The sequence below is a fragment of the Flavobacterium sp. genome, from assembly GCF_043760115.1.
GTDB lineage: Bacteria > Bacteroidota > Bacteroidia > Flavobacteriales > Flavobacteriaceae > Flavobacterium.
Genome location: NZ_JAYUPK010000136.1, coordinates 1 through 14,593 on the forward strand (window position 1 = coordinate 1; position 14,593 = coordinate 14,593).

Here is a 14,593-nt window from a genome sequence, read left to right on the forward strand (position 1 = left end):
GTTTTGGGTTATGAGTTTTTATTTTCCTAAAATTTCATAATTAATTTTCCTTTTTTTGATATAATTTCAATACTCATAACACATAACACATAACACATAACACACAACTCACAACTGATAACCCACAACAAAATTTATGCATTTCATAGAAGTAATTTTACCACTTTCATTACCTAAAACCTTTACTTATTTGGTTAGTGAAGCCGAATTTAATTACATCCAAAACGGAATGCGAGTTGCTGTACCATTTGGTAAAAGCAAAATTTACACAGGTTTGGTTTTAAACAAACATCAAAATCCTCCAACACTTTATGAAGCCAAAGAAATTCATCAAATACTTGATGATAAACCACTTGTAAATGATTTTCAATTGCAACATTGGCAATGGATTTCTTCATATTATATGTGTACGTTAGGCGAAGTTTTTCGTGGTGCAATGCCATCAGCTTTTTTGCTAGAAAGTGAAACTATAATTTCTTATAAAAAAGATTCTAGTTTTGATATTTCACAATTATCAGATGATGAATATTTAGTTTTTGAAGCATTACAACAACAGAATTCCTTGAGAGTGCAAGATGTAATGTCTATTTTAAATAAGAAAAACATCTTTCCAATAATTCAGAAATTGCTCAATAAAGGATTGCTTTCGCTCAATGAAGAAATGCAAGAAGAATACAAACCAAAGTTAATTAGATACATTCGCCTGCACGAAAAGTATAGCACAACTGAAAGTTTGATGGAACTAATTGAAGTAATGAAAGCCAATAAACAAAAAGAGTTATTATTGAATTATTTTCAATTGAATGCACAAGAAAAAAAGCCAATTTCTGTAAAACAATTAATAGAAAAATCAAGTTCTACAAGCGCAATTGTAAAAGCGTTAATTGATAAAAATATTTTTGAAGAATATTACATTCAAGAAGACAGAGTAAATTTTGACAAAAATAAAACCAACAATAAATTAACGTTAAGTGAACCTCAAGAAAAGGCATTTAACGAAATAAAATCTAGTTTTAAAACTAAAGATGTTTCTCTTTTACAAGGTGTAACATCATCTGGCAAGACCGAAATTTATACTAAATTAATAGAAGAATTTATAAATTCAGGAAAACAAGTTCTTTATTTGTTACCAGAAATTGCACTAACAACACAATTAGTTTCAAGATTAACGCAGTATTTTGGAAATAGAGTTGCTGTTTTTCATTCTAAATATTCTAATAATGAACGAGTAGAAGTATGGCAACAAGTTTTAGAAAATTCTGACAAAGCACAAATTGTTATTGGCGCACGATCATCATTGTTTTTACCTTTTTCAAATTTAGGATTAATAATTGTTGATGAAGAGCACGAACAAACCTTTAAACAACAAGATCCAGCACCAAGATATCACGCTAGAGATACAGCAATTGTTTTGGCTCAATATCAAAAAACTAAGGTTTTATTAGGATCAGCAACGCCAAGTATTGAAACCTATTATAATGCTCAATCTGGAAAGTTTGGATTAATTCAACTAACAGAACGTTACGGAAAAGCGCAATTACCAACTGTAGAATTGGTAGATTTAAAAGACAGTTATTTTAGAAAAAAAATGAATGGACATTTTAGTTTAACATTAATTGATGCCATTTCTGAAGCTTTACAACTTGGAGAGCAAATAATTTTATTTCAAAATAGACGAGGATTTTCACCAGTATTAGAATGTTTAACTTGTGGACATGTTCCACAATGCACCAGTTGCGATGTAAGCTTAACGTATCATAAATTTAAAAACCAATTGCGATGTCACTATTGTGGATATTCTATTGCTAAACCTACCAATTGTCATGCTTGTTCAAGCATTGATATTTCTACCAAAGGTTTTGGAACAGAGCAAATAGAGTTAGAATTGGCTGCTTTGTATCCAACAAAAAACATTAAGCGAATGGATCAAGATACAACTCGCGGAAAATACAGTTTTGAAAAATTAATTGACAGTTTTAAAAATAGAGAAATTGATATTTTGGTAGGCACACAAATGCTTGCCAAAGGTCTAGATTTTGACAACGTTTCGTTAGTAGGAATTATGAATGCCGACACCATGTTGTACCAACCAGATTTTAGAGCTTTTGAACGAAGTTTTCAAATGATGACGCAGGTTGCTGGTCGTGCTGGTCGTGCAGATAAAATAGGAAAAGTTATTATTCAAACGTACAATCCTAATCATAATATAATTCAGCAAGTAACTAATAATGATTATGATGCAATGTATAAAGAACAATTGTATGATAGAAAAATTTATAATTATCCACCATTTTTTCGTTTGATAAAACTTACTTTAAAACATAGAGATTATGAAAAACTAAAAGAAGGTTCAATGTGGTTGTATCAAGTGTTGCAACAAAATTTGCAATTGCCAGTTCTTGGTCCAGAAGAGCCAGCAATTAACCGAATTAGAAACGAATACATAAGAACGATAATGATAAAAATTCCGCAAAATCAGTCGTTACCGAGCACAAAAAAAACTATTCAGAAAATTCTAAATAGTTTTGAGGCAGTTTCGCAATACAGAGCAATTAAAGTTGCTACTAATATTGATTTTTATTAGTCAAGTTATGCAATTGCAAGAGCTTTAACTAAATCTTCTTTCTTATTTCGGCTTAACGGAATTTTTGTAACTCCAATTTCGGCAAACTTACTATTGAAACGTTCTACTTTATCTATATTAATAATGTAGGATTTGTGAACTCTAATAAATTTTTCTCTAGACAAGTCTTTTTCAAACGATTTCATTGTAGAAAGAACAAGATTAGTATCTTCTTCTGTAACTACTTTAACATAATCGCCATAAGCTTCAATCCATTTAATTTTGTTTGTAAAAACTTTAAGTTTTTTCAAATTACTTTTAATAAAGATGTGTTCACCTTCTTCTTCTTGATTTTCACGTTTCATCATATGAAAATCTAATGCTCTTTTTACAGAAGCATTAAAACGTTCTAATATAATTGGTTTTTGTAGATAATCTGTAGCGTCATAATCAAATGCTTTTAAAGCATATTCAGCTTTAGAAGTAATGAAAATTACTTGTGGTTTAATCTTTAAACCGTCAATAAAATCAAAACCACTAATTACAGGCATTTCTACATCTAGAAAAATTAAATCAACGGTGTGAACCGTCATGCAATTTTTCGCTTCAATTGCATTAGAAAAATCACCTATTAAATGTAAATTGGGGTGATTATTTACTAACTTTGCAATAACCATTCGCTGAAGCGAACTGTCATCAACAACTACACAATTTAGTTTCATAATTTTTAATGTATTATAGATTTGGAATTACAAATGTAATGCTATTTTTTTAATAAACTAACTTTCATCGATGTTTTTTGCTTTTTAGCAGTATTTTTTTGCATTTAGGCGATTTTTTACTTTTTGTAGTTAAAAAAGTAAATAATTTTACTACTTTTGCACCCAATTTTATTTTTAAACAATATTAATATGAATCATTACGAAACTGTTTTCATTTTAAATCCCGTTTTATCTGAAGTTCAGGTAAAGGAAACAGTAAGCAAATTTGAAGATTTTCTTACTACTAGAGGAGCAAAAATGGTATCTAAAGAGGATTGGGGCTTAAAAAAATTAGCTTATGAAATCCAAAACAAAAAAAGTGGTTTTTACCATTTATTTGAATTCCAAGTAACTCCAGAAGTACTTATTGCTTTTGAAACTGAGTTTAGACGTGACGAAAGAATTATGCGTTTCTTAACTGTAAGTTTAGACAAACACGCAATATCTTGGGCAGAAAGAAGAAGAGAAAAATTTAAAGTAGCAAAAGCTTAATTATGGCAACATTACAACAATCAGCTTCAGGAAAAAAAGACGGAGATATTAGATATTTAACGCCTTTGAACATAGAAACTAACAAAACTAAAAAGTATTGTCGTTTCAAAAAATCAGGAATCAAATACATTGATTATAAAGATGCCGATTTTTTATTAAAGTTTGTTAACGAGCAGGGAAAAATTCTTCCAAGACGTTTAACTGGAACTTCATTAAAATTTCAAAGAAAAGTTTCTGTTGCTGTTAAAAGAGCAAGACACTTAGCATTAATGCCATATGTGGCCGATTTATTAAAATAATACACTAATTAATTTGTTGCCTCGCCGCGGCGGGCTAACTTCTATAACAAGGACAACAATATGGAACTTATATTAAAACAAGACGTTCAAAACGTAGGATTTAAAGATGACGTAGTTACAGTAAAAGCTGGATACGGAAGAAACTTTTTAATTCCTCAAGGTTTTGCTCAATTAGCAACTGCTTCTGCAAAGAAAGTATTGGCTGAAAATTTAAAGCAAAGAGCTCACAAAGAAGCTAAAGTTGTAAATGATGCTAAAGCAATTGCAGAAAAACTTAAAGCTATCGAAATTAAAATTACATCTAAAGCTGGTGGCGAAAAATTATTTGGTTCTGTAACCAATATTGATATCGCAGCAGCATTAGAAAAAGGTGGTCAATCTGTTGATAGAAAATTTATTACGAGTGGTGTTGTAAAACGTACTGGTAAATATACTGCTTCAGTTAGATTACACAGAGATGTTGTTGTTGAATTACCTTATGAAATTGTAGCTGAGGTTTAATATCTTGCTATTTTTGATATAAATCCCGATGTGAGTCGGGATTTTTTTTTAATCTGAATTCTTGAACTGAATTTAGTTCAGTTTATTTCAGATTCTTTAAATACAATAATAGCATCTTAAAATTATAAGATGCTGAATCAAGTTCAGCATGAAATACAAAAGATTAACCAAAGAACAACAAGAAGCATTACATCAAGAATTCTCTAATTTTTTGGCTTCTCAAGCCATTGACAAAAAAGAATGGGACGAAATTAAACTCCATAAACCACAAGTTGCAGAGCAAGAACTTGATGTTTTTTCTGATTTAATATGGGAAGGCGTTTTAAAAAGTGCTCAATTTCTCGAACATTTTTCTAAAAATCATATCTTTCTTTTTCATTGTCAAGAGTTGCAATTGCGTTCTATAATTTTAAAATCGCTAGATGCAAATGTAGATTTTTTAAATAAAAATGGTTTGCAATGGTTAAGTGATAATATTTTTACAGATAATGTAGAAATTATAGTTGGTAAAAAAGAGTACGATCAAGACAGAAACGAATCTATATTTAAGTTAATAAATGAAGGTGCCATTTTAAGCGATGGACAACTTTATAATCAAGTTAACGGAATTGTAAATTCGTAGTAACTTTTTAGTTGTAGTTTATCAATTATTGAACAATTATAATTTCTTATAATTTGAATAAAATCAATTTTAATTTTACTTAATTATATAAATAAAATTGTATTTTGGTATCAAATTTTTTGTTTGATACTATGAATGATTCCCAACTTATAAAATCATTACGCGAAGAACTTAACTTGCACAATCACAATTATTACGTGCTTGATAATCCTACAATTTCTGATTTTGATTTTGATCAAAAATTAAAACAACTTCAAGAATTAGAAGATAAAAACCCTGAATTGTTTGATGAAAATTCTCCTTCGAAACGTGTTGGAGGAACAATTACTAAAAATTTCAAAACTGTTCCGCATCAATATCGAATGTATTCGTTAGATAATTCCTACTCTAAAGAAGATTTAATTGATTGGGAAAATAGAATCCAAAAAGTTTTAGGAAATGTTATTTTAAGTTACACTTGCGAATTAAAATACGATGGTGCATCAATTTCTATAACCTATGAAAACGGAAAATTACTTCGTGCAGTTAGTCGTGGTGACGGTTTTCAAGGTGATGATGTTACTAATAATATCAAAACTATAAAATCAATTCCGCTTGAACTGAAAGGAAATTTTCCATCAAAGTTTGATATTCGTGGTGAAATAATTTTACCATTTGAAGGTTTTGAAAAAATGAATCAAGACTTAATAGAAATTGGAGAAACTCCTTATTCTAATCCAAGAAATACTGCTTCTGGAAGTTTAAAATTGCAAGATAGTTCTGCTGTTGCCAAACGACCTTTAGAATGTTTACTATATTTTATTACAGGAAATGATTTACCATTTTCAACACAAATTGATGGTTTGGAAACCGCAAGAAATTGGGGTTTTAAAGTTCCTACAGCATCTAAACTTGCAAATAATCTTAATGAAGTTTTTGAATTTATAGATTATTGGAATGTTCATAGACATAATTTGCCTTATGAAACGGATGGAGTTGTAGTAAAAGTAAATAGTTTTTCGCAACAAGACGAATTGGGTTACACCTCTAAATCGCCACGTTGGGCAATGGCTTATAAGTTTAAAAGTGAGCAAGTAACTACAATTTTAAATTCTATTTCATACCAAGTTGGACGAACTGGTGCAATAACTCCAGTTGCTAATTTACAACCTGTACAATTAGCAGGAACAATTGTAAAACGAGCTTCATTGCACAATGCAGATCAAATAGAAAAATTAGATATTAGAATTGGTGATGAAGTTTTTCTAGAAAAAGGTGGCGAAATAATTCCGAAAATTATTGGAGTTGCAAAAAGAGGAAATCAAACCGAGCCAACAAAATATATTACTCATTGTCCAGAATGTAATTCAGAATTAGTTAGAACTACAGGCGAAGCCAATCATTATTGTCCTAATTTTTATGGTTGTCCACCACAAATTATAGGTAGAATTCAACATTACATTTCTAGAAAAGCAATGGATATTGAAGGACTTGGTGCTGAAACAGTTGCTTTACTTTTTAATAATGGCTTAGTAAAAAATTATGCTGATTTATATGAATTAAAAGTTGAAGATATTTTACCATTAGATAGAATGGCGCAAAAAAGTGCAGAAAATTTAGTAAAAGGTGTAGAAAATTCTAAAAATATACCATTTGAAAGTGTACTTTTTGCTCTTGGAATCAGATTTGTTGGAGAAACTGTTGCTAAAAAACTCACCAAACATTATAAAAATATTGATGCGTTAAGCAAAGCTACTTTGTTAGAATTAGTTACTGTAGATGAAATTGGCGAACGAATAGCGCAAAGTGTAATTGAGTTTTTTGATAATCAAGAAAATCAAATAATTATAGAACGATTGAAACAATTTAGAGTTCAATTTGAAATTATAGAAAAATTTAATCCCAATGCTACAGAAAAATTATCTGGTAAAACATTTGTAGTTTCTGGAGTTTTTGAACAGTTTTCTAGAGATGATTTAAAAAAATCTATTGAAGATAATGGTGGTAAAGTAGGAAGTTCTATTTCTGCCAAAACAGATTTTGTTATAGCAGGAGAAAATATGGGTCCGGCTAAATTGGAAAAAGCCAATCAACTTGGTGTAAAAATAATTAATGAAAGTGAATTTATAATTTTGATAAATAATAATTAAGCATTATTATATCAAAATTTTAACATTTTATTGTTAAAAAGAACTACTTTTATTAAAAATATTATTTATTTAAATGAAAATAGAATTATCAAGTTTCAATACTTCAGAAATTAGAAAAAAACAACTTTTACAGTTTTTAAAAGTTTCGTTTTTTACTATTGTGTTGATTGAACTTTATTTTGAATATTTTGATAATATTGAATTTATATCTTTATTAAAACCTTTGTTAATTCCGATAATTATTATAATGTATTGGGGTTTTTCAGAAAAAAAATCTATAATTTATGTTTTTTCTTTAAGTTTAAGCTGGATAGCCAATGTTTTATTTATTTCTAAAGATGTGAACATTATAAGTTTGGCAGCTTTATTTTTTATTTTACATAGAGTTTTTATTATTTATAAAATTTATTTGGTTGTAAAACCTATAAAATGGTTCTCAATATTGCTAGCGAGTATTCCATTTCTATTTTTGTTTTTGTGTTTAATTAATGTGGTTTTTATAAAACTTGAAGGCAAACTTTTTTATATAACATTAACTCAGAGTTTGTTAATGAGTTTGTATGGTGGTTTTGCATTGAGCAATTACATTATGAAAAATGATCAATCTAGTAAACTTTTACTTGTAAGTTCAATTTTTTTCACTCTTAATTTATTTGCTTTAGGCATAAAACTGTACTTTATAGATTTAAGTTTTCTAAAACCAATTTCAATGCTGTTTTTTATTTTAGGACAATATATTTTATATTTATTTATGATAAATTCTGAAAAAGAAGAAATTAAACAACAATAGCTTTTCCTTTGGCAATAACTTGTTTGTCTTTAGATAAATAAAAATCAATTCTACCAAGATTTAATCCGTAACAACCTACTTGATTTATTAAAACTTCTTTTCCATCACTATTTTTTTCAATAACTGGTTTTTCTAAAAAGGTATGGGTATGACCACCAAGAATTAAATCAATATTTTTAGTTTTTTGTGCCAAAGTAATATCGCAAACTTTAGTTGCATCTTCTTTATATTTAAAACCAATGTGAGAAAGGCAAATAATTAAATCACACTTTTGTTCTTCTTTTAGAATTCTTGCCATATCTGTGGCTCTTTCTATAGGATCATTATAAACAGTTTCTTTATAATGTTTTTTATCAACTAATCCTGCAAGTTCTATTCCCAGTCCAAAAATTCCGATTTTAATTCCGTCTTTAACTATAATTTTATAAGGTTTTACAATTCCATCAAGAACAGTATTTTTAAAATCGTAATTGGCATTAACAAAATCAAATTTTGCATTGTGCAATTGCGAATAAAATCCGTCAATACCATTATCAAAATCGTGATTTCCCAATGTAGCAACATCGTACTTCATCATACTCATTAACTTAAATTCAAGTTCGCCACCATAATAATTAAAATAAGGTGTACCTTGAAAAATATCGCCAGCATCGAGTAAAAGCACATTCGAATTTTCTTTTCTAATTTGTTCAATTAACGAAGCACGTCTTGCAACGCCACCCATATTTGCATTTCGTGGATGATCTGCAGGAAAAGGATCAATGTAACTGTGAACATCGTTGGTATGAAGAATTGTAATGTGTTTTAAATCGTCTGTATTAAAACTACTTAGCGAAAAACCAGAAGCAATTAAAGCTGTGGTTGCAGTAGTTTTTTGTATAAAATCTCTTCTTTTCATTTTATGCTGAATTTAGTTCAGCATCTTAACAATACTGAAAAATTATAATTATTATTTTTTAGTTTCCATCTTCCATCTTCCATCTTCAATTAATAACTTTCACTCTAACATCAGTAGGGATTTTTAAAGTATCAACTTCTTTAAAATAATCAATTAAAATGTTTCGAAGTTTATAATCTAGATCAAATTTAGCAGTTCCTTTTTTAAAGAAATTCATATTATCACCACCATTAGAAAGATAATCTGACGTTACAACATAATAGATTTTAGTAACATCTAAAGGTTTTCCTTGTATTAAAATTGATGAAACTGATTTATCTTTTTCAATTGTAAAAGTAATTCCAGAAAGTGGATGTGGTTTTTTTTCTGAAATAAAATACGAAGTCATTTCAAGAATTTGCTCTCCTTTTAAAGATATGACAATAGATGTGTTTTCAAATGGCATTACTTCAAATGCTGTTCTTGCGGTTACATTTCCTTTAGGAATTATGCTTCTAATTCCGCCATGATTTAAAATGCAAATGTCTATTGATTTATTTTCTCTAGATTGAAAAATTTTATTAGTTTTTTCAAGAGTAATATCGGCAAGAAAACTTCCAATTACAGTTTGCCATTCGCCTTTAGATTTATCTAATGTTTCTGGACAATAAGCAAGAATTTCACTTAAATCTTTATCGACATTTTCTCTGTAGGGTTTTATAAAACTTTCAATTTCTTTAGCCGTTTCTCCAACTATAGGTTCAGTAGTATTAGATTGTTTGCCAGAAATTTCAATTTTTTTACCTTCAATTTTGGTAACAGTATAATTCTGTTTTGCACAGGAAACAACAACAGAAAATGTTAATAATAAAACAAAATGTTTTAATACAACGTTATAGTTTTTTAGATTTACCATCTGATAAACAACTTATTTTAATTAAATTTGTAACTCAAGTAAAAGTAGTATGTTTTTGAATAAAATAAAGGATTTTTTGACAAAAAAAATTGTTAAAAAAAGGTTATTAAATGTAAGTCTAAATGCATCAAGTAGTTCTATAAAAAAAGTTGGGATAGTATTTGACGAAAGTTATTTCTACGAAAAAGAAGGATTAATAAAAGAACTTATTTTAAACGGAATAAAATTAGAAAATATTGATATTTTGGTTTTTAAAAACGCAATAAAAAAAAATGAAACTTTTGATTATCCAACCTTTAGTTTTAAAGATATTTCTTGGAGTGCAACATTTGATAAAGAAGAAGTAAATTCGTTTATAAATAAAGATTTTGACTTATTAATTAGTTATTATGATACTGAAAAATCGGCACTTTTACTAGTTACACATTCTTGTAAAGCTAGTTTTAAAGTAGGATTTGCTTCTGTAGACAAGCGTTTAAATCATTTTATGATAGCTACAAATGCCGAAAATTTTAAAGTTTTTATGGACGAATTATTCAAATATTTAAAAATATTAAACAAATTATAAATTTATGCAATCATTAATAGGAACAGGAGTTGCGCTGGTAACACCTTTCAAAAAAGATTTTTCTGTAGATGTAGATGCACTTAGAAAAATTGTTAATTTTCAAATAGATAATGGAATTGATTATCTAGTAATTTTAGGTACAACTGGCGAACCAGCAACTTTATCTTCTGATGAAAAAGAATTGGTCATTAAAACTGTAGTTGAAGCCAATGATAAACGATTGCCATTAGTTTTAGGAATTGGAGGATTTAATACTGCCGAGTTGGTTAAAGAACTTACAACTAGAGATTTATCTTTTTTTGATGCTATATTATCAGTTTCACCTTATTATACTAAACCAACACAAGAAGGAATTTATCAGCATTTTAAAAAAATAGCCGAAAATTCTCCTTTACCAATAGTGTTATATAATGTTCCTAGTAGAACAGGAAGTAATATGTTGCCATCTACGGTTTTAAGATTGGCAAACGATTTTAAAAATATTGTTGCTATAAAAGAAGCTGCTGGAGATATTGTTCAAGCAATGAAAATAATTCAAAATAAGCCAGAAGGATTTTTAGTAATTTCTGGCGATGATATGATTACATTACCAATGATTTTAGCTGGCGGAAGTGGCGTAATATCTGTAATTGGAGAAGGTTTTCCTAGACAGTTTTCAGATATGGTGCGATTAGGATTACAACGTAAAGTTGATGATGCCTATAAATTACATTATTTATTAGCCGAAGGAATTGATCTGATTTTTGAACAAGGAAATCCTGCCGGAATTAAAGAAGTTCATAAAACATTGGGACTTTCAGATAATGTTGTACGACTTCCACTAGTAAATGTAAGTGAAGATTTGGCAAAAAAACTTGCCGATTTAACTAATAAAATTTTATAAAAAACAGTATTTTAAAACATTCAAAAAAAATGTTTTATTGTATCTAAATATTAACTAATTTTGCATTTGCTTTTTTAACGATTTAAAGTCAATAAAATTGCACAGATATTTATAAAAATGAAGAAATTCTTTGCCTTAATTACAGTTTTAATTTTACTTTCGTCTTGTAGCGAATATCAAAAAGCTTTAAAATCGGAAGATGTAGCTTTAAAATTTGATGTTGCAACTAAAACATTTGAAAAAGGAAAATACGAAAAAGCCATTCGCCTTTTTGAACAAGTTGCGCCTGCATACAAAGGAAAACCTCAAGCAGAAAAAATGTTTTATTTATATTCTCAATCATTATATAAAACCAAGCAATATTATTTAGCTGGTTATCAATTTGAAAGTTTTGCTTCAAGTTATCCAAAAAGTGATAAAGTAGAAGAAGCGGTTTTTTTTGGTGCAAAAAGTTTTTCTATGTTATCGCCAGTGTATAGTTTAGACCAAACTGATACTCAAAAAGCTACAGATAAAATGCAAAATTTTATTGATACTTATCCAAGTTCTTCATTTTTTGCAGAAGCAAATGCAATTATAAAAGAGTTGAGAATAAAAATAGAAAAGAAAGAATTTGAAAATGCCAAACAATACAATACAATTTCAGATTTTAAAGCTGCACAAATTGCTTTAGATAATTTTATATCAGATTTTCCTGGTACACCATATAAAGAAGAAGCTTTGTTTTATAAATTAGATTCAGCTTACAAACTTGCAATAAACAGTATTCCACAAAAATTAAATGAGCGTTTATTGAATGCCAAAGCAGCTTATTCTTCGTTAATAAAATTTAATTCGAGTACAAAATATAAAAATAAAGCTGACGAAATGTTGGCTAAAATTGATAAAGATTTACAACAATTTTCTAAATAAAAAGTCATGGATTTAAAAAAAACTAATGCGCCAGTTAATACAATTACTTACAATAAAACAATTATTGAAGAGCCAACTGGTAACGTTTATGAAGCTATAACAATTATGGCTAAAAGAGCAAACCAAATTAATACTGAAATTAAAAAAGAATTATTAGATAAATTGGATGAGTTTGCAACTTATAATGACAGTTTAGAAGAAGTTTTTGAAAATAAAGAACAAATAGAAGTTTCTAAATTTTACGAAAAATTACCAAAACCACATGCTCTTGCAGTTCAAGAATGGTTAGATGGTAAAATTTATCATAGAGATACCAATAAATAATAACTATATATGTCAGTTTTAAGCGGCAAGAAAGTATTGCTAGGTATTTCTGGTGGAATTGCCGCATACAAAACAGCAAGTTTAGTTAGACTTTTTATAAAAGCAGGTGCGCATGTCCAAGTGATAATGACACCTGCTTCTAAGGATTTTATAACTCCGTTAACGTTGTCTACATTATCTAAAAATCCTGTGCATTCCTCATTTTATAATGAAGATGATGACTCGAGCCATACTGGCGAACAGGCGAAGCAAAATGCAGAATGGAATAATCATGTAGAACTTGGGCTTTGGGCGGATTTAATTTTAATTGCTCCTGCAACCGCCAATACAATGTCTAAAATGGTAAATGGAAATTGCGATAATCTTTTAATTGCAACCTATTTATCTGCTAAATGTCCTGTATATTTTGCTCCAGCAATGGATTTAGATATGTACAAACATCCATCAACAATTGCCTCATTTGATGCTCTAAAATCATTTGGAAATTTTATAATTCCTGCCGAAAGTGGTGAACTTGCAAGCGGACTTTCTGGAGAAGGAAGAATGGCAGAACCAGAAAATATTATTGCATTTCTTGAAGCCGATTTAGAAAGTAAATTACCATTAAAAGGGAAAAAAATACTAATTACTGCTGGTCCAACATACGAAGCAATAGATCCTGTACGTTTTATAGGAAATCATTCTACAGGAAAAATGGGATTTGATATTGCAATTTGCGCTTCAAATATGGGTGCAGAAGTTATTTTAGTTTCTGGACCAACACATTTAGCTGTAAATAATACCAATATAATGTTGATTAGAGTAGTTTCTGCTCAACAAATGTATGATGTTTGTCATCAATATTATAACAATGTTGATGTTGCAATTGCAGCAGCAGCGGTTGCAGATTATAGACCAAAAAATGTAGCTAATCAAAAAATTAAAAAAAATGATGCAGAATTTTCTATTGAGTTAGAAAAAACTAAAGATATATTGGCTTCGCTTGGCGAATTAAAACAAAATCAGTTTTTAATAGGTTTTGCATTAGAAACAGAAAATGAAATTGAAAATGCTAAGTTGAAAATTCAGAAAAAAAACTTAGATTTGATAGTTTTAAATTCACTTCAAGATGAAGGTGCAGGATTTGGAAAACCAACTAATAAAATTACTTTTATAGATAAAAGTTTTGTTGTAGAACCAATGGAGTTAAAATCTAAAGAAGAAGTTGCATTAGATATTATTAATAAAGTAATACAACAGTATCATGCGTAAGTATTTAAGTTTATTGGTGTTTTTATCAGTTTTTATGTCTCAATCTCAAGAACTTAATTGTAAAGTTGTTGTAGATTACAGTAAACTTGCAGCTACAAATTCTCAAGTTTTTAAAAATTTGCAACTTTCTCTTAACGATTTTGTAAATAAAACTGCTTGGACAGATAAGAAATTTGAACAAAATGAAAGGATAGATTGTTCCATTTTTATTACGCTTAATGGTTATGATTCTAATCAATTTGATGCAACAATTCAAGTTCAATCATCTAGAACAATTTTTAATTCTACCTATTCATCACCAATTTTAAATATTAATGATAAAGATTTTAGTTTTAGATATATAGAGTTTGAAGCTTTAAATTACAATCCAAATAGTTTTGATTCTAATTTAATGTCGGTTATTGCTTTTTATGCAAATATTATTATTGGAATTGATGCCGAAAGTTTTTCAGTTGAAGGAGGAAATCAGTATTTTGAAGCTGCTCAAAACATTGTAAATCAAGCTGCACAAGGTGGATATAAAGGTTGGAATCAATCTGATGGAGGAATTCAAAATCGTTATTTTCTTATATCAGATTTAGTGTCATCTACTTACAAACCCTATAGAGATGCCATGTTAGAGTATCATTTTAATGGTTTAGACGGAATGGCAACCGATTTAAAAACTTCTAAACAAAATATTATTACTTCAATAAATACATTGAG

16 protein-coding genes are annotated in these 14,593 nt (G+C 28.6%); 13 read left to right on the plus strand and 3 right to left on the minus strand.

Features of this window, described 5'->3' with window-relative positions; genetic code table 11:
• The first annotated feature begins 136 nt into the window (after positions 1-136).
• On the plus strand, positions 137-2,584 hold the full coding sequence (gene priA / locus ACH2BC_RS11445; RefSeq protein ID WP_395054136.1) for a primosomal protein N': 2,448 nt from the start codon (positions 137-139) through the stop codon (positions 2,582-2,584).
• Positions 2,585-2,589: 5 nt separating this feature from the next.
• On the opposite strand, the gene ACH2BC_RS11450 is transcribed toward priA, so the two are convergent.
• The gene (locus ACH2BC_RS11450; RefSeq protein ID WP_395054137.1) at positions 2,590-3,285 is read right to left on the minus strand and encodes a LytR/AlgR family response regulator transcription factor; all 696 of its coding nucleotides are present in this window, start codon (positions 3,283-3,285) and stop codon (positions 2,590-2,592) included.
• Positions 3,286-3,474: 189 nt separating this feature from the next.
• Between ACH2BC_RS11450 and rpsF the strand changes: the two genes are divergently transcribed.
• The 6 genes from rpsF (at position 3,475) to ACH2BC_RS11480 (ending at position 8,157) form a co-directional block, all read left to right on the plus strand.
• The gene (gene rpsF / locus ACH2BC_RS11455) at positions 3,475-3,816 is read left to right on the plus strand and encodes a 30S ribosomal protein S6 (protein ID WP_395054138.1); all 342 of its coding nucleotides are present in this window, start codon (positions 3,475-3,477) and stop codon (positions 3,814-3,816) included.
• A 2-nt stretch (positions 3,817-3,818) separates the two neighbouring features.
• Positions 3,819-4,115 (plus strand): 30S ribosomal protein S18, encoded by a 297-nt coding sequence (rpsR, locus tag ACH2BC_RS11460; RefSeq protein ID WP_022828230.1) that lies wholly within the window; start codon positions 3,819-3,821, stop codon positions 4,113-4,115.
• Positions 4,116-4,175: 60 nt separating this feature from the next.
• Positions 4,176-4,616 (plus strand): 50S ribosomal protein L9, encoded by a 441-nt coding sequence (gene rplI, locus ACH2BC_RS11465; RefSeq protein WP_395054139.1) that lies wholly within the window; start codon positions 4,176-4,178, stop codon positions 4,614-4,616.
• Positions 4,617-4,764: 148 nt separating this feature from the next.
• Positions 4,765-5,238, plus strand: coding sequence for a DUF6495 family protein (locus ACH2BC_RS11470; protein ID WP_395054140.1), 474 nt, complete (start codon positions 4,765-4,767; stop codon positions 5,236-5,238).
• 131 nt (positions 5,239-5,369) lie between these two features.
• Positions 5,370-7,367 (plus strand): NAD-dependent DNA ligase LigA, encoded by a 1,998-nt coding sequence (ligA, locus tag ACH2BC_RS11475; RefSeq protein ID WP_395054141.1) that lies wholly within the window; start codon positions 5,370-5,372, stop codon positions 7,365-7,367.
• Positions 7,368-7,440: 73 nt separating this feature from the next.
• Entirely contained in the window at positions 7,441-8,157 is a 717-nt protein-coding gene (locus ACH2BC_RS11480; protein ID WP_395054142.1) for a hypothetical protein, read from the plus strand.
• Here the strand turns inward: ACH2BC_RS11480 and ACH2BC_RS11485 are convergent.
• Together ACH2BC_RS11485 and ACH2BC_RS11490 are read right to left on the minus strand one after the other, a co-directional pair.
• A complete protein-coding gene (locus tag ACH2BC_RS11485) occupies positions 8,144-9,055 on the minus strand; it encodes a bifunctional metallophosphatase/5'-nucleotidase (RefSeq protein ID WP_395054143.1) in 912 nt (303 codons plus the stop codon). The genes ACH2BC_RS11480 and ACH2BC_RS11485 overlap by 14 nt on opposite strands.
• Positions 9,056-9,140: 85 nt before the next feature.
• On the minus strand, positions 9,141-9,950 hold the full coding sequence (locus ACH2BC_RS11490; protein ID WP_395054144.1) for a 5'-nucleotidase C-terminal domain-containing protein: 810 nt from the start codon (positions 9,948-9,950) through the stop codon (positions 9,141-9,143).
• Between the two features lie 76 nt (positions 9,951-10,026).
• On the opposite strand from ACH2BC_RS11490, the gene ACH2BC_RS11495 reads away from it, so the two are divergent.
• The 6 genes from ACH2BC_RS11495 to ACH2BC_RS11520 form a co-directional block, all read left to right on the plus strand.
• Positions 10,027-10,518 carry a DUF6913 domain-containing protein gene (locus ACH2BC_RS11495; RefSeq protein WP_395054145.1) on the plus strand — a complete coding sequence of 164 codons (492 nt, stop codon included), beginning with the start codon at positions 10,027-10,029 and terminating at the stop codon, positions 10,516-10,518.
• A gap of 4 nt (positions 10,519-10,522) precedes the next feature.
• The gene (gene dapA / locus ACH2BC_RS11500) at positions 10,523-11,401 is read left to right on the plus strand and encodes a 4-hydroxy-tetrahydrodipicolinate synthase (RefSeq protein WP_395054146.1); all 879 of its coding nucleotides are present in this window, start codon (positions 10,523-10,525) and stop codon (positions 11,399-11,401) included.
• Positions 11,402-11,518: 117 nt separating this feature from the next.
• Positions 11,519-12,313 (plus strand): outer membrane protein assembly factor BamD, encoded by a 795-nt coding sequence (locus ACH2BC_RS11505; protein ID WP_395054147.1) that lies wholly within the window; start codon positions 11,519-11,521, stop codon positions 12,311-12,313.
• Positions 12,314-12,319: 6 nt separating this feature from the next.
• A complete protein-coding gene (locus ACH2BC_RS11510) occupies positions 12,320-12,637 on the plus strand; it encodes a DNA-directed RNA polymerase subunit omega (RefSeq protein WP_395054148.1) in 318 nt (105 codons plus the stop codon).
• Between the two features lie 9 nt (positions 12,638-12,646).
• Positions 12,647-13,888, plus strand: coding sequence for a bifunctional phosphopantothenoylcysteine decarboxylase/phosphopantothenate--cysteine ligase CoaBC (coaBC, locus tag ACH2BC_RS11515; RefSeq protein WP_395054149.1), 1,242 nt, complete (start codon positions 12,647-12,649; stop codon positions 13,886-13,888).
• Positions 13,881-14,593 (plus strand): DUF4835 family protein (locus tag ACH2BC_RS11520; RefSeq protein ID WP_395054150.1); only part of this gene is annotated, 713 nt, incomplete at its 3' end. The genes coaBC and ACH2BC_RS11520, both read left to right, overlap by 8 nt.